At 72.7% G+C, this 18,413-nt stretch carries 19 protein-coding genes; 8 read left to right on the plus strand and 11 right to left on the minus strand.

What is annotated here, in order from left to right; all coding sequences use genetic code 11:
* Positions 1-45: 45 nt before the first annotated feature.
* Positions 46-753 carry a TetR/AcrR family transcriptional regulator gene (locus tag Sru01_RS30560; RefSeq protein WP_203992986.1) on the minus strand — a complete coding sequence of 236 codons (708 nt, stop codon included), beginning with the start codon at positions 751-753 and terminating at the stop codon, positions 46-48.
* 179 nt (positions 754-932) lie between these two features.
* Here Sru01_RS30560 and Sru01_RS30565 point away from each other — a divergent pair, with 179 nt between their 5' ends.
* Positions 933-1,793, plus strand: coding sequence for a TIGR03619 family F420-dependent LLM class oxidoreductase (locus tag Sru01_RS30565; RefSeq protein ID WP_203992989.1), 861 nt, complete (start codon positions 933-935; stop codon positions 1,791-1,793).
* A 45-nt stretch (positions 1,794-1,838) separates the two neighbouring features.
* On the opposite strand, the gene Sru01_RS30570 is transcribed toward Sru01_RS30565, so the two are convergent.
* Positions 1,839-2,357, minus strand: coding sequence for a GNAT family N-acetyltransferase (locus tag Sru01_RS30570; protein ID WP_203992991.1), 519 nt, complete (start codon positions 2,355-2,357; stop codon positions 1,839-1,841).
* A gap of 135 nt (positions 2,358-2,492) precedes the next feature.
* On the opposite strand from Sru01_RS30570, the gene Sru01_RS30575 reads away from it, so the two are divergent.
* Positions 2,493-2,840, plus strand: a complete 348-nt coding sequence (locus Sru01_RS30575) for a YrdB family protein (RefSeq protein WP_239137873.1) — start codon at positions 2,493-2,495, stop codon at positions 2,838-2,840.
* Positions 2,841-2,878: 38 nt separating this feature from the next.
* Positions 2,879-3,814 carry an NAD-dependent epimerase/dehydratase family protein gene (locus Sru01_RS30580; protein ID WP_203992993.1) on the plus strand — a complete coding sequence of 312 codons (936 nt, stop codon included), beginning with the start codon at positions 2,879-2,881 and terminating at the stop codon, positions 3,812-3,814.
* A 116-nt stretch (positions 3,815-3,930) separates the two neighbouring features.
* Here Sru01_RS30580 and Sru01_RS30585 read toward each other — a convergent pair whose 3' ends face one another.
* A complete protein-coding gene (locus Sru01_RS30585) occupies positions 3,931-4,875 on the minus strand; it encodes an NAD-dependent epimerase/dehydratase family protein (RefSeq protein WP_203992995.1) in 945 nt (314 codons plus the stop codon).
* Between the two features lie 123 nt (positions 4,876-4,998).
* Between Sru01_RS30585 and Sru01_RS30590 the strand changes: the two genes are divergently transcribed.
* Both Sru01_RS30590 and Sru01_RS30595 read left to right on the plus strand, forming a co-directional pair.
* Positions 4,999-5,511: a MarR family winged helix-turn-helix transcriptional regulator gene (locus tag Sru01_RS30590; protein ID WP_203992997.1), complete on the plus strand. Its 513-nt coding sequence runs from the start codon at positions 4,999-5,001 to the stop codon at positions 5,509-5,511.
* 245 nt (positions 5,512-5,756) lie between these two features.
* Positions 5,757-7,337, plus strand: a complete 1,581-nt coding sequence (locus Sru01_RS30595; RefSeq protein WP_239137874.1) for an alkaline phosphatase D family protein — start codon at positions 5,757-5,759, stop codon at positions 7,335-7,337.
* A 191-nt stretch (positions 7,338-7,528) separates the two neighbouring features.
* On the opposite strand, the gene rocD is transcribed toward Sru01_RS30595, so the two are convergent.
* The 3 genes from rocD to Sru01_RS30610 form a co-directional block, all read right to left on the minus strand.
* The gene (gene rocD / locus Sru01_RS30600) at positions 7,529-8,782 is read right to left on the minus strand and encodes an ornithine--oxo-acid transaminase (protein WP_203993001.1); all 1,254 of its coding nucleotides are present in this window, start codon (positions 8,780-8,782) and stop codon (positions 7,529-7,531) included.
* Positions 8,779-9,579 carry a dimethylargininase gene (ddaH, locus tag Sru01_RS30605; RefSeq protein WP_239137875.1) on the minus strand — a complete coding sequence of 267 codons (801 nt, stop codon included), beginning with the start codon at positions 9,577-9,579 and terminating at the stop codon, positions 8,779-8,781. The genes rocD and ddaH overlap by 4 nt, the downstream gene beginning before the upstream one ends.
* 184 nt (positions 9,580-9,763) lie before the next feature.
* A complete protein-coding gene (locus Sru01_RS30610) occupies positions 9,764-10,222 on the minus strand; it encodes an Lrp/AsnC family transcriptional regulator (RefSeq protein ID WP_203993004.1) in 459 nt (152 codons plus the stop codon).
* A gap of 93 nt (positions 10,223-10,315) precedes the next feature.
* On the opposite strand from Sru01_RS30610, the gene Sru01_RS30615 reads away from it, so the two are divergent.
* On the plus strand, positions 10,316-11,074 hold the full coding sequence (locus Sru01_RS30615) for an ABC transporter ATP-binding protein (protein WP_203993006.1): 759 nt from the start codon (positions 10,316-10,318) through the stop codon (positions 11,072-11,074).
* A 163-nt stretch (positions 11,075-11,237) separates the two neighbouring features.
* Entirely contained in the window at positions 11,238-11,963 is a 726-nt protein-coding gene (locus tag Sru01_RS30620; RefSeq protein WP_203993009.1) for an ABC transporter permease, read from the plus strand.
* A 14-nt stretch (positions 11,964-11,977) separates the two neighbouring features.
* On the opposite strand, the gene Sru01_RS30625 is transcribed toward Sru01_RS30620, so the two are convergent.
* Genes Sru01_RS30625 through Sru01_RS30645 form a run of 5 tightly spaced genes read right to left on the minus strand, consistent with a single transcriptional unit; the run spans position 11,978 to position 16,699 of the window.
* Complete coding sequence (locus Sru01_RS30625) at positions 11,978-13,045, minus strand: vWA domain-containing protein (protein ID WP_203993012.1); 1,068 nt, start codon at positions 13,043-13,045, stop codon at positions 11,978-11,980.
* On the minus strand, positions 13,046-13,996 hold the full coding sequence (locus tag Sru01_RS30630; RefSeq protein WP_203993015.1) for a VWA domain-containing protein: 951 nt from the start codon (positions 13,994-13,996) through the stop codon (positions 13,046-13,048).
* Positions 13,993-14,877, minus strand: a complete 885-nt coding sequence (locus Sru01_RS30635) for a DUF58 domain-containing protein (protein WP_203993018.1) — start codon at positions 14,875-14,877, stop codon at positions 13,993-13,995. The genes Sru01_RS30630 and Sru01_RS30635 overlap by 4 nt, the downstream gene beginning before the upstream one ends.
* A 6-nt stretch (positions 14,878-14,883) precedes the next feature.
* Positions 14,884-15,885, minus strand: coding sequence for an AAA family ATPase (locus Sru01_RS30640; RefSeq protein WP_239137876.1), 1,002 nt, complete (start codon positions 15,883-15,885; stop codon positions 14,884-14,886).
* Positions 15,886-15,931: 46 nt separating this feature from the next.
* A complete protein-coding gene (locus Sru01_RS30645; RefSeq protein ID WP_239137877.1) occupies positions 15,932-16,699 on the minus strand; it encodes a S1C family serine protease in 768 nt (255 codons plus the stop codon).
* A 615-nt stretch (positions 16,700-17,314) separates the two neighbouring features.
* Between Sru01_RS30645 and Sru01_RS30650 the strand changes: the two genes are divergently transcribed.
* On the plus strand, positions 17,315-18,400 hold the full coding sequence (locus Sru01_RS30650) for a hypothetical protein (RefSeq protein ID WP_203993024.1): 1,086 nt from the start codon (positions 17,315-17,317) through the stop codon (positions 18,398-18,400).
* Positions 18,401-18,413 lie beyond the last annotated feature (13 nt).

The raw sequence follows: 18,413 nt of genomic DNA on the forward strand, positions 1-18,413 counted from the left end.
GGATGGATTCAGGCGCCGCGCCTCGCGCTGATCCGGGGCGGTGAGTCAGTCGGGTGGGAGGCCGAGGAGGTGGGCCTGGGTGCGGATCAGGTGGTCGAAGGCGGCCGGGCGGTCGTCCTCGATGACGTTCTTGTACATGCCGAACAGCTCGAAGCTGACGAACCCGTACACGTGCGTCCAGGCGAGCACGGCGCCCAGGATGACGTCGTCGGGCAGGCCGGTGAAGAACGGGTCGCGGAGCCGGGCCGCGTCCGCCGCGAACTCCACCGGGGCCGGCGGCAGGCCGGGGGGCGGGGACAGCCGGCCGGCCTGGTGGGCGTCGCGCAGGATGCCGCCCATCACGATGCCGTCGCGGGCGGCCGGTGCGGCGGTGTCCTGCGGGGCGACGTAGCCGGGGACGGGGGAGCCGTGGATCAGCGCGTACTCGTGCGGGTGGGCCAGTGCCCAGGCGCGGACCGCGCGGCAGGCGGTCAGCCAGCGTTCCAGGTACTGCTCGCGGGGCACCTTGGCCTCGGTCAGCTCCACGGCGGAGCCGACCGCGTCGAAGGCGTCGATGATGAGCGCGGTGAGCAGCTCGTCGCGGCTGGGGAAGTAGCGGTAGATCGCCGAGGAGACCATGCCGAGCTCGCGGGCGACCGCGCGCAGCGACAGCCCGGCGGCGCCCTCGGCGGCGAGCTGCCGCCGCGCCTCGTCCTTGATCTCGCCGGTCAGCTCGGCACGGACCCGCTCCCGTGCGGTACGGCCTGCGTTCATCCGGCCACTGTACCAGAGCGCCGCCACGAGATGAGAGCACCGCTCCAGCCCGGGTGGCACGGGGCCTGGAACGTCCGGCTTCGGGAGATCCTCCTCGGCCTCGGTGAGCAGAGGAGGCTTGCCTTGACGCCGATGGCAGGGTTCTACCGTGATCGCGGGCTCCGACTTCAAGGACGACGATGAAATTCGCGATCAGTTGCTCCACCGCCGACGCCGTCGACCCCGGCCGGTTGGTGGCCTACGCCAGGCACGCCGACGACTGCGGCTTCGAGGGCTTCTACCTGCCCGAGCACATCATGCTCTATCCAGGCGCCGCGGTCGGCGGCTTCGAGTTCCCGCCGGCGCTGCCCTACCCCGACCCGCTCGACTGCCTGGCCTTCGTCGCGGCCGCCACCCGGCGCATCCTGCTCGGCACCGCCGTGCTGCTGGTGCCGTACCACCACCCGGTGGTCCTCGCCAAGCGGCTGGCGACCGTCGACGTGCTGTCCGGCGGCCGGATGCGGCTGCTCACCGTGGGCCTGGGCACCCTGCCCGGCGAGGCCGCCGCGGTGGGGGTGGACTTCGCCACCCGCGGCCGGCGGGCCGACGAGGCGATCGACGTGCTGCGGCTGCTCTGGGCGGGCGACGAGGCCGGCGTGAGCTTCGCCGGCGAGTTCTTCGCCTTCGACCAGGCGTGCGTCTATCCCAAGCCGCACGGCGGCACCGGCCTGCCGGTCCACGTCGGCGGGTCCAGCCGGGCGGCCGCGCGCCGGGCCGGACGCCGCGGCGACGGCTACTTTCCCGGCGGCATGCTCACACCGGCCGAACGCGAACTCCAGTGGGAGTTGGTCCGTGACTCCGCCGCGGCGGCCGGCCGGGACCCCGGCGCGCTGGACTACACGCGCTGGGGGTCGATGGACATCACCGCCGAGCGGGTCGAGACGCTGGCCGCCCAGGGCGTCACCCGCGTCGTGGTGTCGCCCACCGAGACCGATCCGGCCCGCCGGCAGGACGAGATGTCCGCCTTCGCCCAGCGCTTCGCGCTGCCCGCCCTTTCCTGATCGCCGGCCGCCCGATCCGCGCCCGATCCGCCGATCCGGGCGCCCTCAGACCGGGGGGTCGGTGCGGAGGAGGCTGTAGGTGACGCCGTCGCGCCAGGCTCCGTCCCGCCAGGCGCACGAGCGGGTCACGCCTTCCCGGACGAACCCGGCCTTCTCCAGGGCCCGCTGCTCGGCGATGTTCTCCACCTCGGTGTCGGCCTCGATCCGGTGCACCAGCGTGTGCGCGAACAGGTAGCGGGCGATCAGCCGGTGGGCCTGCGTGCCGTACCCGTGGCCCCGGGCCTCCGGCAGCATCCCGATGCCGATCGACAGGTTGGTGGAGGCCGTCGTCCGATGGATGGTGCGCCAGGTCACGAAGCCCAGGCTCTCGGCCGCGCGGACGACCATCAGGGTGCCCTGCTCGGGGTGCAGTAGCCCGTTCTCCTCCCACCGCCGCCGCCAGGCGCGTACGTCGCGCCAGCCGAACCAGGCGAACTCCCCGGTCCGTTCCGGGTTCACCTGCAGGTCCTCGATCGTCGCCAGGTCGTCTTCGCGCACCGGGCGCAGTGCCACGTCTTCGCTCACTTCTCGATCATGCCGCCGGCCGGCCGGTCACGCGCATCCCGGAGCGCCTGAACTATGCGAGAGCACTGCTCTTGACATCGGCACTCCGTTTGGAGAGCATTGCTCTCAGAACGAAGCGCTGCACAAGGATGGTCGATGATGCTGACGATGGCCAAGAACGCCAATCTGGCCGTGATGTTCTTCCTGGAGCTCGGGGTCTACCTGGCCGTCGGCTACTGGGGGTTCACCACCGGGGGTAACTGGCCGCTCCGGCTGCTGCTCGGCATCGGCGGGCCGGCGCTGATGGCCGGCCTGTGGGCGTTCTTCGGCTCACCCAAGGCGACCTTCCCGCTGCGCGGGGCCGGCCGGGTGCTGCTGGAGATCGGCTGGTTCGGCGCCGGCGTCGCCGCGGCGGCCGCCGCCGGTCTGATCACCGTCTCGGCCGTGTTCGCCGCCGTCTTCGCCGCCAACGCGCTGCTGCGCATCCTCTGGCACCAGATCTGACCGCTCGACGGACGACTCGACAAGCGAGGAGAAACACCATGGGCAAGCACGTCATCATCGGCGCCGGTCAGGTCGGCGGGCGGCTCGCGGAGCTGCTGGCCGACGCGGGGCACGAGATCGTCGTGGTCACCCGCTCGGGTTCCGGCCCGGTCCGGCCGGAGGTGACCCGGGTCGCGGCCGACGCCGCGGACGCCGAGCGCCTCGCCAAGCTCACCGCCGGCGCCGACGCCCTCTACAACTGCGTGAACCCGCCGTACCACCGCTGGCCGCGTGACTGGCCGCCGATGGCCACGGCGATGCTCGGCGCCGCCGAGCGTGGCGGCGCCGCGCTGGTCATCCTGGGCAACCTGTACGGGTACGGCCCGGTGGACGGGCTGATGACCGAGGAGACGCCGCTGGCCGCGCCCGGCGTCAAGGGCCGGGTGCGGGTCCGGATGTGGCAGGACGCGCTCGCCGCGCACCGGGCGGGCCGGGTGCGGGTCACCGAGGTCCGCGGCTCGGACTACTTCGGCCCCGGCCAGCACCCGCAGCAGTCGGTGGGCGGCATGGTGATCGGACCGGTGGTCGCCGGCCGGCCGGTGCGGCTCCCGGTCGACCCGGACCTGCCGCACACCGCGACCTACCTGCCGGACGTGGCCCGCGCGCTGATGATCGCGGGGACCGACGAGCGGGCCTACGGCCGCGCCTGGCACGTGCCGAGCCCGCCGGCCTGGACCATCCGGCGGATCGCCGAGCGGACCGCGGCCATCGCCGGGGCGCCCGCGCCGCGCATCTCGGTCGTCCCGCACCTGGTGATGCGCGCGATCGGGCTGGTCTCGCCGCAGCTGCGGGAGATGGAGGAGACCCGCTACCAGTGGGTCCGCCCGTACGTGATGGACTCCACCGCGTTCACCGAGACCTTCGGGATGGCCGCCACCCCCATGGAGCGGGCCCTCGAGGAGACGATCGCCTGGGTCCGCGCCCAGCCGGCCTGACCTCTGCCGCCCCCGGCCCGATCCCGGGCCGGGGACGGTTTCGGACGCGGACGCCGGTGGCGCGACAGGATGACGGGCGCCTGGTCGCTCGCCGGTAGGGCGGCCATCCGGGGAGGTCAGCGGGGGTGGCCGGCGCGGAGCCAGGACAGGTAATGGGTGACGGCCTGGTCCAGGTCGTGGCCGGGGGCGTATCCGGTGTCGGCGCGCAGCCGGTCGATCGACAGGGGAGCGCCGAGCGGGTGGCCGCCGCCCCCGTCGGTCAGGACGGGGTCCGCACCGGGCACGGCGCGGGCCAGCGCGGCGGCCAGCTCCCGGTTGGTGGTGACCCGGCCGCTCGCCACGTTGTAGGTCCGGTGGCACAGCTCGGGCGCGGTCTGCAGCAGCGCGAGCGCCCGCCCGCAGTCCGGGGCGTACATCATGTCGATGCCCGCGGCGGCCGCGGGTGGCGGGCACGGCGCTCCGCCGGCCGCCGCGTGTACCAGCTGGGGCGCGGCGAAGAACGGGGAGGACGGTCGGCCGAGCGGGCCCCAGATCGCGCCGATCCGGGCGCACACCATCTCCTGGCCGCCGCTGCCGTCGATGACGGCGGCGAGGTTCTCCATCGCCTTCTTCGCGGCCGGGATGGCGTGCGGGCTGGCGATCGGGAGCGGCGCGTCCTCGCGGAACGCCGGGGCGCCGGGCCCGGTGGGGGTGGCGCCGGCGTAGACGCCGATGGAACTGGCCAGCACGACCCGCGGCACCTGCCACGCCTGGGCCGCCTCCAGCACGGTGAGCAGGCCGCGCATGTTCGCCGCCAGCTCCGGCGCGGCCGGCCCGCCGATGGGCGCGGCGGCCAGGTGCAGGACGCCGGTGATCCGGTGCTGCTCTCCGATGGCGAGCAGGCTCGCCGGGTCGGTGCAGTCCGCCGTCACGGTCACCGCCCGCCCGCCACGCGCGCCGGTCACCACCGCGGACGGGGCGGCGGGGCGCCGCTGCGCGAGGACACAGTCGTGGCCCATGTCCAGCAGCGCCCGCGCCGCGTGGGAACCGATGAAACCGAGTCCGCCGGTGACAAGAATCATGGCCTTCTCCAGGGGATGGGGGCCGGACGCCCGCGAACCGGCAGGGCGTCCGGAAAGTCGATAGCGTGCTAACGAATCGTACCAGGAAATCGTTAGCGTGCTATCAATACTTATGATGGCGCGATGACGGAGGTCCTGAGGCTGTTCACGAAGGCGTCCAAGCTGCTCCGGGCCGCCGCCGACGAGGCGATGAGCGCGCATGGCGTCCGGGTCGGGCAGAACCTCGTGCTCGAGGTGCTCTGGGAGGAGGACGGGCTCACCCCGGGGGAGGTGGCCGCCCGGATGGGCGTCGCCACCCCGACCATCGTCAACACCGCCACCCGGATGGAGGCCGCCGGGCTGCTGGCGCGCCGGCGCGATGCCGCCGACCGGCGCCTGGTCCGGCTGTACCTGACCGAGCGGGCCAGGTCGGCGCGCGGCCCGATCGAGGAGGCCCGCCGGCGGCTCACCGAGCACGCCACCGCCACCCTCACCGGCGCCGAGCGCCGTCATCTGGAGAGCGCGCTTCAGAAGATCGTCGACCGGATGTCCGCGGCGCCGGCCGGATCGTCCGGGGCGGAGTCGGAAGACGGCGTGCCGGGCGGCGATACGTCCGCCGCCTCCGGCGAATCGGGACGAGGGGCGGCGGCCGGCTGAGCGGTCCACGGTGTTTGTCGCCGATATCTATCCTTTGGGATGATTTTTCGCGCGATTTGGGGCAGGGGATCCGCGGGCCGGTTGACGACCGATCATGCGCCATCCGGGCAGGCCGTGCCGGGCGGACCCGCACCGCGGAGTCGCCGGGAGCCGCGCGGATCTGGGGAGGTCGGACGGCGAACCGGCGCTGCACCAGGGCGGATTTCCGCATAAGGTGCATGAACGCTGTGCCAAAGGGAGGTCACGTGCCCGGACTGCTTGTTGGGCCGATGCTGCGCTACGTCGACGAGACGAGCGCGTCCATATGGGTGGAGACCGACGAACCGTGCGAGGTGACCGTCGAGGTCGCCGGCGGCCGGACCGCCGACCGGACGTTCACCGTGCACGGCCACCACTACGCGATCGTCGATGTCGAGGGGACCGGCGCCTACTCCGTCGAGCTGGACGGGCAGCGGGTGTGGCCGCTCGACGACCAGCCGGAGAGCCGCATCTGCCCGCTCGCCGACCTGGAGCGGGTGATGTTCGGCTCCTGCCGGACCACCGTGCCGCACGACGACTACCACCGGCGCACCCACGGGGTGGACGTGCTGCGCGAGTACGGCCTGCGGCTGATGGCCGGAGACGACATGCCGAGCCTGCTGCTGATGCTCGGCGACCAGGTGTACGCCGACGAGCCGTCCCAGGACATGATCGACTACATCAGGTCCCGGCGGCAGGACGGTCCGGAGGAGATCGTCGACTTCGAGGAGTACGCCGAGCTGTACCGGCGGGCCTGGATGGAACCGGTGGTGCGCTGGCTGCTGTCCACCGTGCCCAGCGCGATGATCTTCGACGACCACGACGTGCGCGACGACTGGAACACCTCGCTGCCCTGGCGCCGCAAGATGGCCGAGGTGCCGTGGTGGCCGACCCGCATCGTCTCCGCGCTCGGCGCCTACTGGGTCTACCAGCACCTGGGCAACCTGTCCCCGGCCGAGCGGCGCGACGACCCGGTGTTCACCAAGATCAAGAATTTCGACGGGGACGCCGGCGTCGAGCTCGACGCGTTCGCCAGGCTGGCCGACGAGGACCCGACCACCAACCGGTGGAGCTACACCCGCGACGTCGGGCGCAACCGGCTGATCATGCTGGACACCCGGTGCGCCCGGCGGCTCACCCCCGGCGACCGCAGCATGCTGGACGACGACGAGTGGGACTGGTTCACCGAGGTGGCGGCCGGCGACGTCGACCACCTGCTCATCGGCTCCTCGGTCCCGGTGTTCCTGCCGGCCGGCATCTTCGACGTGGAGAGCTGGAACGAGGCGGTCGCCGACGGCGCCTGGGGGCGCCGCATGATCAAGGTGGGCGAGAAGATCCGCCAGGGCATGGACCTGGAGCACTGGGGGGCGTTCCGCGCCTCGTTCGAACGGCTCAGCGCGGTGCTCGCCGAGGTGGCCGAGGGGCGGCGCGGCCGGGCGCCCGCCACCATCGTGCTGCTGTCGGGTGACGTGCACTACTCCTACCTGGCGGCGGCGGCCCGGCCGGAGCACGACCTGGACCGCGCCCGCATCTACCAGGCGGTCTGCTCGCCGATCCGCAACCCGCTGAGCCGCACGCTGCGACTGGCCAACGTCATCGGCTCGTTCGGGGTGGCCAGCCTGGTCGGCGGGGTGCTGGCCAGGACCGCCAAGCTGCCCCGCCGGGTACTGCGCTGGAAGATCACCGAGGGGCCGTGGTTCCCGAACGCGCTGGCGTCCCTGGAGCTGGACGGCCGGTCGGCGGAAGTGCGCTGGTACACCGCGCGGACGGAGTTCGAGGACCTGGCCCAGGTGAAACTGACGTCCTGAGCGGCCCAGGTGAAACTGACGTACTGAGCGCCGGCCGCCCCGGGCGGATACGGCCGGCCTTCCGTAGGCCCGGCCGTATCCGCGACCGCGGGCCCCGCGGGCCCGTCCGGCCGTGCCGGTCGTGCGTGCCGGTCGTGCGTGCCGGTCGTGCGTGCCGGTCCGGGCAGGCCGGTCCGAACGCGGCGCCGCCGTCAGCCGGCGGCCGGCTCGGCGGTGCCGGACAGCCCGGCCGGCGCCGGCAGCTCCGCGAGCACCGCGGCGAGCTGCTCGACGGCCCACTCAAGGTCCTCGGCCGAGATCACCAGCGGCGGCGCCAGCCGGATGGTGGAGCCGTGGGTGTCCTTGGCGAGCACGCCGCGGCGCATCAGCGCCTCGCAGACCTCGCGGCCGGTGCCGATGGCCGGGTCGACGTCCACCCCGGCCCACAGCCCGCGGCCGCGTACCGCGACCACGCCGCGGCCGGTCAGCGCGCGCAGCCGCTCGTGCAGCAGCGCGCCGAGGTCGCGGGCGCGGGCCTGGTACTCGCCGGTGCCGAGCAGCTCCAGCACCGCGCCGCCGACCGCGCAGGCCAGCGGGTTGCCGCCGAACGTCGAGCCGTGCTGGCCGGGCCGGATGACGCCGAGCACGTCGCTGTCGGCGACCACCGCCGACACCGGTACGACGCCGCCGCCGAGCGCCTTGCCCAGCACGTACATGTCCGGCACCACGCCCTCGTGGTCGCAGGCGAAGGTCTCGCCGGTGCGGCCCAGGCCGGACTGGATCTCGTCGGCGATGAACAGCACGTCGTGCTCGGTGCAGATCTCGCGGACCTGCTCCAGGTAGCCGGCCGGCGGCACCAGCACGCCCGCCTCGCCCTGGATGGGCTCCAGCAGCACCGCGACGGTGTTCTCGTCGATCGCCTCGCGGATCGCCTCGGCCGAGCCGTAGCGGACGACGCGGAAGCCCGGGGTGGCCGGCCCGAAGCCCTCCCGCGCGTCGGGGTCGGTGGAGAAGCCGACGATCGTGGTGGTGCGGCCGTGGAAGTTGTCCTCCATGACCACGATGTTCGCCTGGTCGGCGGCGACGCCCTTGACCTCGTAGCCCCACTTGCGGGCCACCTTGATCGCGGTCTCCACCGCCTCGGCGCCGGTGTTCATCGGCAGGACCATGTCCTTGCCGCACAGGTCGGCCAGGCCCCGGCAGAAGTCGGCGAACCGGTCGTGGAAGAACGCCCGGCTGGTGAGAGTGACCCGGTCGAGCTGCTCGCGGGCCGCCCGCAGGATCGTCTCGTTGCCGTGGCCGAAGTTCAGCGACGAGTAGCCCGCCAGGCAGTCCAGGTACCGGCGTCCTTCCACGTCGGTCACCCAGGCGCCGCGCGCCTCGCGCACGACCACCGGCAGCGGGTGGTAGTTGTGCGCGCTGCGGCGCTCGCTCTGCTCGATGAGTTCGCTGGTGGTGTGGCTCATGGGCGGATCTCCAGGGTGCAGCACTTGGGTCCGCCGCCGGCCTTGCGCAGCTCGCTCAGGTCGACGGGGATGACGTTGAGGCCCCGGCGCTTCAGCTCCAGGGACAGGTCGGCGGCCTCGACGTTGACGATGACGTTGTGGCCGTCGCTGACCGCGTTCAGGCCGAGGACCGCCGCGTCGTCGGGGCCGGCGATGACGGCGTCGGGGAACATCCGCCGCAGTACGTCCCGGCTGCCCGGCGAGAACGCGCCCGGGTAGTAGGCCACGTTGCGCCCGTCGATCGGGAACAGCGCGGTGTCCAGGTGGTAGTAGCACGGGTCCACCAGGCGCAGCGTGACCACCGGGCGGCCGAGGAACTCCTGGGCCTCCTGGTGCGCGGCGATCTCGGTACGGAAGCCGGTGCCGGCCAGCACCACCTCGTCCAGGACCAGGAAGTCGCCCTCGCCCTCGTTGGTGACCGTGGGCTCCATGACCGGGGCGAACCCGTTCTCGGTGAACCACCGCAGGTAGGCGGGGCCTTCGGCGGCACGCTCGGCGGTGGCGAACCGGGCGCCGTAGACGCGCCCGCCGACGACCAGGGCGCCGTTGGCGGCGAACACCATGTCCGGCAGGCCGTCGATCGGGTCGATCAGGCTGACCCGGTGGCCGAGCTCCTCGTAGGTCTCCTTCAGCCGCTCCCACTGGCGGACGGCGGTGGCCGCGTCGGCGCCCTTGCTCGGATCCATCCACGGGTTGATCGCGTATTCCACCGCGAAGTGGTCGGGACGGCACATCAGGTAGTGCCGAGAGTGCGCCATGTATCACTCCGTCGGATTACGGCCGGTCAGATGGCTACAGCGTAGGAACGCGCCCGTGCAGCGGGTAGTCGCGGACCTTGCGTGCCTCCGGCGATCCCTTGCGCGTTAGGGGGCTCACTCGTCGTTTTGTTGCGTGTGATGGAAATATCGTTTAAAGCAGACCGAAACGAGGTGAAGGGCGCCGTCAGGCCGGGTGTGGCGCCAGCGGCGGATCGTCGATCAGCCGGGACAGCACGATCGCGCTCTTGGTGCGCACCACGAACGGCTCGGCGGCGACCCGCTCGATCACCTGTTCGACGTGCCGGACGTCCTTGGCCCGGATGTGCAGCAGCGCGTCCGCCTCCCCGGTGATCGTGCAGGCGGAGATCACCTCGGGCAGTCGGGCCACCGCGGTGCCGATCTCGGCGGGCGACGTCTTGCCCCGGCAGAACAGCTCGACGTAGGCCTCGGTGGTCCAGCCGAGGGCGGACGGCTCCACCCGGGCGGTGAACCCGGTGATGGCGCCGGTGCTGAGCAGCCGGTCCACCCGCCGCTTCACCGCGGGCGCGGACAGCCCGATCCGCTGGCCGATCTCGGCATAGGTCGATCGGGCGTCCTCGATCAGGGCCCCGACGATCGCGCGATCAAGCGTGTCCAACTCCACGCTGACACATATACAGCCGGGCGGCCCTCGGCACACAGTCGGGAGTCAAGGCAAAGTTTAAGTGACTCCAAATTTGGTGTTACTGTACTCGGCATGATTCACGCCAGAGGTCTGTCCCGGACCTTCACCACCAAGACCGGCCCGGTCGAGGCCGTCCGCAGGCTGGACATCGACGTCGCGGCCGGCGAGATCGTCGGCTTCCTCGGCCCGAACGGCGCAGGAAAGACGACCACCCTGCGCATGCTCACCACGCTGCTGCGCCCGACCGGCGGCACCGCCACCGTCGCCGGGCACGACCTGACCGCCGAGCCTGCGAAGGTCCGCCGGCGGATCGGTTACGTGCCGCAGGGCGGCACCATGGGCCCCGGCGCGCTGCTCGGCGAGGAGCTGGAGCTGCAGGCCCGGCTCTACGGGATGGGTGCCACCGCGGCCCGCGACCGCGTGGCCGAGGTGCTGGAGTCCCTCGACCTGGCCGATCTGGCCGCCCGGCCGGCCGCGTCGCTGTCCGGTGGCCAGCGCCGCCGGGCGGACATCGCGATGGGCCTGCTGCACGCTCCGGCGCTGCTGTTCCTGGACGAGCCCACCACCGGCCTCGACCCGCGCGCCCGGGCCGCGCTGTGGGACGACGTGCGGCGGCTGCGCGCCGAGCGCGGCCTGACCGTCTTCCTGTCCACCCACTACCTGGACGAGGCCGACGCGCTGTGCGACCGGCTGCTGATCGTGGACGGCGGCCGGGTGGCCGGCGCCGGTACCCCGGCCGCGCTCAAGGCGGAGATCGGCCCGGCGGCCACCCTGGACGACGTCTTCCTCTCCCTCACCGGCCGCCCGCTGCGCGCGGAGGCCGCCGCGTGACGGGGGTCGGGGGAGGTATCCGTTCGACCGGTCACCCGCCGCCTTCCAGGTGCCGCCGCCCCGGCGACCCGCACGGGGCACCGCCTCCTGGGCAAGGCGTCGCCCTGTTCGAGGAGACCTACTGCATGATCACCGTTTCGATCCCCCCGAGGAGACCAGCCCCGTGACCACTCTCGTCCTCGCCCGCCACTACGTCCGGCAGACCTTCCGGGTGAAGGCCGCGCTGGTGTTCGGCGCGCTGCAACCGGTGCTGTTCCTGGTGCTGTTCGGGCCGCTGTTCGCCCGCAGCGGCGTCGGCTCCTGGGAGGTGCTGGTGCCCGGGCTGCTGGTGCAACTCGGCCTGCTCAGCGCTGGCATGAGCGGGTTCGGCATCGTCTTCGACCAGAAGTTCGGCGTGCTGGAACGCCTCCGGGTCACCCCGGCGAGCCGGATGTCGCTGCTGCTCGGCCGGGTGGCCAAGGACGTCCTGGTGCTCCTCGTCCAGGCGGTCGCACTGGTCGGCCTCGGCTACGCGTTCGGGCTGCGGGCCCCGCTGCCCGGCGTGCTGCTCGGCCTGGCCCTGTTGCTGCTGCTCGCCGCCGCGCTGGCCGCGCTGTCGTACGCGGTGGCGCTCAGCCTGAACCAGGAGATGTTCGCGCCGCTGATGAGCACGGTGCTGGTGCCGCTCATACTGCTGTCCGGCGCGCTGCTGCCGATGTCCCTGGCCCCCGGCTGGCTGGACGTGCTGTCGCGCCTCACCCCGTTCCGGTACGTGGTGGACGGCCTGCGCGCGCTGTTCGCCGGCCACTACACCGCGCCGGACGCGCTGCTCGGCGCCGGGGTGGCCGCCCTGTTCGCCGTCGCCGGCATCGCCGCCGCCACCCGCCGCTTCCACCACGAGAACGCCTGACCCGGTGGCTCCCCTCAGTGGGACGATTTCCGGGGGCGGTTCCACCAGAGGGAGAGGGACAGGGCGGTGGCGATCAGCAGGGCGCCGCCGGCGGCGAAGAAGGCGGCGGTGTCGACCTTCTCCCGGATGACGGTGAAGCTACCGGGCAGGGCGTCCAGGGCGCTTTCCAGCTGGCCGGCGTTCTCGGCGCGGTGGTAGGAGCCGCCGGTGGTCCGGGCGATCTCCTTCAGGGTGGGCTCGTCGATGTCGCGGGGGTTGCGGCCGCGGTCGAAGCCGCCGCGCCCGCCGAAGCCGCCGCCGCCCCAGCCGCCGTAGCCGCGGCCGTCGAACTCGGAGTTGTCGCACACCATGGGAGCCGGAGTGGTGGTGCCGAAGCCGATGGGGAAGACCCGGACGCCGCGCAGCGCCGCCTCCCGGGCGGCGGTCCGCGGGTTCACGCCCTGGGTGTTGGCGCCGTCGGTGAGCACCACGATGGCGGCGCTGCCCTGCCCGCTGCCGGGGGCCGCCGCCGGCGGGGTCGCGCCGGTGGGCGCGACCGACGGGTCGACCTCGGCGATCGCGTCGATCGAGGTGAGCATCGCCTGCCCGATCGCGGTGCCCCGCGCCACGGTGAGGCCGTCCAGCGCCTTGACCAGCGCGTCGGTGTCGTCGGTGGGCGGGACGAGCAGGCCCGCGGTGCCGGCGAAGGTGACCAGGCCGATGCGCGGCCCGCCGCGCTGCGACTCGATGAAGTCCGCCGCGGCCTTGCGGGCGGCGGTGAGCCGGTTGGGGGTGACGTCGGTGGAGCACATGGAGCCGGAGGTGTCCAGCGCGAGCAGGATCGTCGCCGAGCGCATCGGCACCGGCACCGACGCCTGCGGGCGCGCGGCACCCACCGCGAGCAGCGCGAGCCCGGCGACCAGCAGCGCCGGCGGGATCCGCCGCGTCCAGCGGGAGCGGCCGGGCAGCGCGGTGCGGACCAGCGCGATCGAGGTGACCCGGACGGCGGCCCGCCGGCGCCGGCGGCGGGCCCACTCCCGGATCGCGAAGATCAGCGGAATGATCAGGATGGACAGCAGCGCCCATGGCCATGACAGCGACATTCAGATCATCCGTCCGGTCCGGAGCACGGTGAGCGCCGCGCCGGCGGCCAGCAGCGCGAGGGCGAGCCCGATCAGCCCGCCGGCCAGCGGCAGCGGCTCGTCGGAGACGGTGAGCCGCAGGTCGATCGAGCCCGCGACCCCGTCCAGCCGCGCCGCGTCGGAGGCGGGGTGGTAGTCGCCGCCGGTCGTCCGCGCGATCGAGGTGAGGGTGTCCTCGTCGAGCGCGGTCTGCAGGCGGAAGCCGTCCACCTCGACCGCCGCGCCGTCGGTGGTGCCCACCCCGACGGTGTGGATGTGCACGCCCGCCCGCTGCGCCACCTCGGCGGCGCGCTCGGCGTCCGCGCCCTGGTTCTGGCCATCGGAGAACATGACGATCGTCGCGGACGGCCAGTAGCCGATGTCGGGCGCGGCGCCGTCGCGGCCGATGGCCACCTGCCGGCCGGTGATCGCCGACAGCGAGCCGGTGATGGCCGCGCCCAGCGAGGTGCCGCCGGTCAGCTTCAACCGGTCGATGGCCTTGACCGCGGCGGTGTGGTCGGCGTCCGGCCGGGCGATGGTGAGCGCGCCCCGCTCGAACGCCACGACGCCGATGTCGACGGTGTCGGGCTGCGCCGCGACGAACGCGCGGGCCGCCCGCTGCGCGGCGGCCAGCCGGGTGGGCGCGACGTCGGCGGCGCCCATGCTGTTGGAGACGTCGACGGCGAGGATCACGGTGCCCGCGGTCCGCGGCACCGGCACCATGGCCGCCGGTCCGGCGGCGGCGATCGCGAGCACCGCGATCCCGGCGATCGTCAGCCCGGTCCCCAGGTGCGCGCGCCGGCCGCCGGGCACCGCGAGGCCGGCCGCGGCGAGCGCCGCCGTCCGCCGCCGGGCCGAGACGGCGGCCGCCCAGACCAGCGCCGCGGTGACCAGCAGGCCGGCGGCCAGCAGCAGCGGGGATGACAGCGTCATGGCGCCCGCCTCCCGGTCCGGGCGACCACCTCGACCAGCGTCGCGGCCAGGTCGCGGCCGGTGTCGACCCGGTGCACGGGCACCCCGGCCCGGCGCATGCCTGCCGCCAGCCGGGCGTCGCGGGCGTCGACGGCCTCGCGCAGCCGGACCCGCAGCAGCGGGTCGGCGGAGTCGACGACGAGCTGCTCGCCGGTCTCGGCGTCCTCGACCACGATCAGCCCGGCCTCGGGGAGCACGTCGTCGGCCGGGTCGACGATGCGCAGCGCGACGACCTCGTGCCGCCGGGCCAGGCGGTGCAGCGCGCGTTCCCAGTCGCCGTCGCCGATGAAGTCCGACAGCACGACGACCAGCGCGCGGCGGCGGGCCAGCCGGCCGGCCGCGTCCAGCATCTCGGCCAGGTCGGTGGTGGCGCCGCCGCGCGCGGCGACGGTGCGCTCCAGCTCGGCGCCGATGCGCAGCGCGTGCCGCCGGGAGGTGCCGGGCGGCACCACGCGCAGCATCCCGGTGTCGAACAGCAGCGCGCCGACCTGGTTGCCGCCCCGGCCGAACAGCCGGGCCAGCACGAGCGCCAGCTCGGCGAGCACGTCGTGCTTGCCGCGGCCGGGCCGGCCGGCCGCCATCGACGCCGACCGGTCCAGCACCAGCCACACCGTCAGCTCGCGGTCCTCGGTGAATACGCGCAGGTGCGGCTCGTCCAGCCGGGCGGTGACGTTCCAGTCGATGTGCCGGGCGTCGTCGCCCTCGCCGTAGGGGCGTAGCCCGGTGAAGTCGATCCCGGCGCCCCGGTGCGCGGTGCGGTGGGCGCCCTGCAGCCGGCCGTCCAGCCGGCGGACGACCTGCCACTCCAGGCGGAGCAGGAGTCTCTCGGGGGTGGTGGCCATGGCGCCTCAGCGGTTCCGCAGGACGACGTCGGGGGAGCGGACCGCCCCGAGCACCCTGGTGATGATCGTGTCAGCGTCGACGTCGTCGGCCAGCGCCTCGTACGACAGCACCAGGCGGTGCCGAAGCACGTCCAAGGCCAGTTCGGTCAGGTCGTGCGGCAGCACGTAGTCGCGGCCGCGCAGGAACGCCAGCGCCCGGGCGCCGGTGACCAGCGCGATGGACGCCCGCGGGCTGGCGCCGTGCGTGACGTACCGTTCCAGCTCGCCGAGCCCGGCCGTCGCCGGCGAGCGGGTCACCGCGACCAGCCGGACCGCGTAGTCGACGACCGAGGGGTCGACGTACACCTGCCGGGCGCGGGCCCGCATCGCCAGCAGGTCGTCGGCCGACACCATCGGCTGCGGCGGCTCGGGCGGGTGCAGGGCCCGCTCGACGATCGCCTGTTCCTCGGGCGGCGTCGGATAGCCGACGACGACCTTCATCATGAACCGGTCCACCTGCGCCTCGGGCAGCGGATAGGTGCCCTCGGACTCGATCGGGTTCTCGGTCGCCATCACCAGGAACGGCTCGGGCACCCGGAATGTCTCCCGGCCGATGGTGACCTGGTGCTCCTGCATCACCTCCAGCAGGGCGCTCTGCACCTTGGCCGGCGCGCGGTTGATCTCGTCGGCCAGCAGCAGGTTGGCGAACACCGGGCCGAGTTCGGTGCGGAACTCACCCGACGGCGGGTGGTAGACGCGGGTGCCGACCAGGTCGGCGGGCACCAGGTCGGGGGTGAACTGCACCCGCTGGAAGGCGCCGCTGATCGCGGCGGCCAGCGACCGCACCGCGAGCGTCTTGGCCAGGCCCGGGACTCCCTCGACCAGCAGGTGCCCGTCGGCGATCAGCGCCACCGCCATCCGTTCCAGCAGCAGGTCCTGGCCGACGATCGTGCGTTTGACCTCGAACAGCACCTGCTCGAGGGGATGGGCCGCCCCGGGGGACGGGGAGAACGTGGGGGACGGGTTCATATGTGTTCCCTCTCCGGACGCCGCGGGCGGCCCGGCCTGGTCGCGGTCAGATCTGTGGCCCGTCGCCGGGCGGGCCGTCGCCGTCGCCGCCACCGCCCAGGGCCGCGCCGATCGGCACCGCGAACGCGATGCCGGCGAACGCCTCGTCCCGGCCGGGGTCGGCGATCGAGACGACGATCCCGATGACCAGGCCGCGGGCGTCCAGCAGCGGGCCGCCGGAACTGCCCGGGTTGACCGCGGCATCGAACTGGATCAGCCCCTTGATGTCGCCCTCCTTGGTGGCCCGGTCGGCGGTCCGGTCCAGCCCGGACACCACGCCGGTGGAGACGCTGTAGGTCAGGCCGAGCGGGTTGCCGATGGCCACGACGGGGGCGCCGACCGTCACCGCGCCGCCGAGCGTCGCCGGCACCACGATCTCCGGCAGCTTCGCCGGCCGGAGCGTCGCCACGTCCTGCCGGGGGTTCGCCGACGCAACCTCGGCCTTGGTCCGGGTGCCGTCCGCGAAAGTGAGCGTGACGTCCGCGCCGCTCTTGGCCGCGCTCGCGACGACGTGGTGCGCGGTCAGCACCGTGCCGTCCTCGGCGGCGATCACCCCGGTGCCGAGCGACCTGCCGGTCTGCACGACCACCACCGACGGCCCGGCCCGCTTGACGACCTCCGGCACCGTGGGCGGCGCGCTGGGCGTGGGCGTCGCGCCCGGCCTGGGAGCGGCCTGCCGGTCGTCGCCACCGCGCGCGCCCAGCCAGTACGCCAGCAGCGCCACGACGACGAGGACGACACCCCCCACGGCGAACCACCGGACTCTCCCGGCCATGGCACCCCGAGCTTCCTGAGCCTCGGCCGCGGCGGCCGCCTGCGGCGCGTGCTCCATCACCCCATAGTCATCGATATCGCTTGAAACTTCTACAAACCGCGCCTGAGAACTCCGTGAGACCGCCAGCTCCCCGGCCGCGCGGTCCGGGGCGGGGACGAGTCGGGCGGTGGCCGGGCGCCGATGGACTTGTCAGCTGATCCGGCCGGACCGCTGCGCGAAGCGGCGCCGCTTTCGGACCGAACCGGTCCGAAAGTTCTCCGTCAAAGGTCCTGGCCAGCGCAAACGGCTCCGAACAGTATTCCGCCAGGTTGTCCGGTCGCCATACCAGTGGGTCAATCGGTGCGCTCTTCCACCGCACCGGCCATCGCCCTCGGCGTGGTGGGAGAGAACTGTCGCCGGCGAGACGACGAGCGTGATCACCAAGTAGTGGATCAGACGATCCCTGATCGTCGGACTGGATGGGAAAGGTGGAATGCGTCCGGCAAATGGAAGTGCCGGATTGTCGGAATGGGGAACGTCCGAAAGTCGCCAGAAGTCGCAGTCTTCTTCCGGCGCCGAAGGCCGTGGTCTCACGCCTGGCACGTCTGTCGATGATCTCTTCCAACAAGGAGAATCGTGCGCTATTCACGACCGCAACTGGTCGCCGCGTTGGCGGCACTGACATCGGTCCTCGCCATGGGGGCCGTGCCGGCAGGTGCCGACACCCCGGCATCCGGATTCCCTCCGGCCGGCTCCCAGGACTATGTCTACTCGAAAGTGGACTTCGAGAAGGCCCGGCAGGCCGCTCGGGCACGTGACGAGTTGGCGCGGCTGACGGGGAACGCGGACGAAAAAGCGCCGGAGCGGGCGCGCGCCATCAATGATCACGTACGCGAGGCCCAGGCTCACGGCGACCACGTGAAGGCCGCGAACGTCGAATACGTCGACATCGACCGGGGATTCGCGCTGATCCTGCCTCGCGATGTTCAGGTGGAGAAGGTCAAGTTCACCCGGCAGGTGAGATACCGAGGGGAGGGGGCTGCGAAGGAGTGGCAGTCAGAGTTCTCGGCCACCGTGGAGTCCCAGGAGCCGCGCCTGACCGCGACGCCGCTGACTCCGGAAACGCCGGTCGGTGAGACGGCTGTCGCCGCATCACCGACGTGGGGTGCGGGCGCTCCCCTCTTCGCGGCGACCTTCACCGCGATCATCAACGGCCAGGGGCGGCTGACCGGGAACGTGGAGAAGTACAAGCTGCAGAACGATGGGAACAGTACGTACGACTTCTTCGACTACTATCGGTGGGGCACCGCCACACCGACCGATCCTCAGCACTATGTAGCCGGCTTCTACTTGCGCAACTACCCGGACGCGGCCACCCAGTCGAAGATCTCCTACCACAAGTACAGCCCGTACTCCGGATACAACGAGTACTGCGGCGAGATCAACGCGTCTCTCAGCTGGTACGCATCGATCGGCGGGACCTTCTACGCTGCTTGCCAGAGCTACAACCCGCAGATAAGCGGAAATGGCGACTACGCTCTTGTCATGGGGCATAACGGTACGGACAGCCTGACCCGCGGTATCGAGTTCAACAACGGCATCCGGGTTCCGCAGGGATTCAACCCGAACACGCGGAACAGTATGAGCCTGGTGATGAAGAATTACTGGGGCAATTCCTGGCAGTGTGTGGCGGACAATACGTCGAGGACCTGCTATCCGTAGTTCTCGATAGCGA

Origin of the sequence: Sphaerisporangium rufum (assembly GCF_016863395.1) — a bacterium.
Classification (GTDB): domain Bacteria; phylum Actinomycetota; class Actinomycetes; order Streptosporangiales; family Streptosporangiaceae; genus Sphaerisporangium; species Sphaerisporangium rufum.

Excerpts from the sequence above, each read along its gene's own strand:
- Sru01_RS30635 (WP_203993018.1), bottom strand. The coding sequence starts at position 14,877 with ATGGCCACCACCCCCGAGAGACTCCTGCTCCGCCTGGAGTGGCAGGTC.
- Sru01_RS30630 (WP_203993015.1), bottom strand. The coding sequence starts at position 13,996 with ATGACGCTGTCATCCCCGCTGCTGCTGGCCGCCGGCCTGCTGGTCACC.
- Sru01_RS30615 (WP_203993006.1), top strand. The coding sequence starts at position 10,316 with ATGATTCACGCCAGAGGTCTGTCCCGGACCTTCACCACCAAGACCGGC.
- Sru01_RS30640 (WP_239137876.1), bottom strand. The coding sequence starts at position 15,885 with ATGAACCCGTCCCCCACGTTCTCCCCGTCCCCCGGGGCGGCCCATCCC.
- Sru01_RS30560 (WP_203992986.1), bottom strand. The coding sequence starts at position 753 with ATGAACGCAGGCCGTACCGCACGGGAGCGGGTCCGTGCCGAGCTGACC.
- ddaH (WP_239137875.1), bottom strand. The coding sequence starts at position 9,579 with ATGGCGCACTCTCGGCACTACCTGATGTGCCGTCCCGACCACTTCGCG.
- Sru01_RS30580 (WP_203992993.1), top strand. The coding sequence starts at position 2,879 with ATGGGCAAGCACGTCATCATCGGCGCCGGTCAGGTCGGCGGGCGGCTC.
- Sru01_RS30590 (WP_203992997.1), top strand. The coding sequence starts at position 4,999 with ATGACGGAGGTCCTGAGGCTGTTCACGAAGGCGTCCAAGCTGCTCCGG.
- Sru01_RS30625 (WP_203993012.1), bottom strand. The coding sequence starts at position 13,045 with ATGTCGCTGTCATGGCCATGGGCGCTGCTGTCCATCCTGATCATTCCG.
- Sru01_RS30565 (WP_203992989.1), top strand. The coding sequence starts at position 933 with ATGAAATTCGCGATCAGTTGCTCCACCGCCGACGCCGTCGACCCCGGC.
- Sru01_RS30645 (WP_239137877.1), bottom strand. The coding sequence starts at position 16,699 with ATGGCCGGGAGAGTCCGGTGGTTCGCCGTGGGGGGTGTCGTCCTCGTC.
- rocD (WP_203993001.1), bottom strand. The coding sequence starts at position 8,782 with ATGAGCCACACCACCAGCGAACTCATCGAGCAGAGCGAGCGCCGCAGC.
- Sru01_RS30575 (WP_239137873.1), top strand. The coding sequence starts at position 2,493 with ATGATGCTGACGATGGCCAAGAACGCCAATCTGGCCGTGATGTTCTTC.
- Sru01_RS30585 (WP_203992995.1), bottom strand. The coding sequence starts at position 4,875 with ATGATTCTTGTCACCGGCGGACTCGGTTTCATCGGTTCCCACGCGGCG.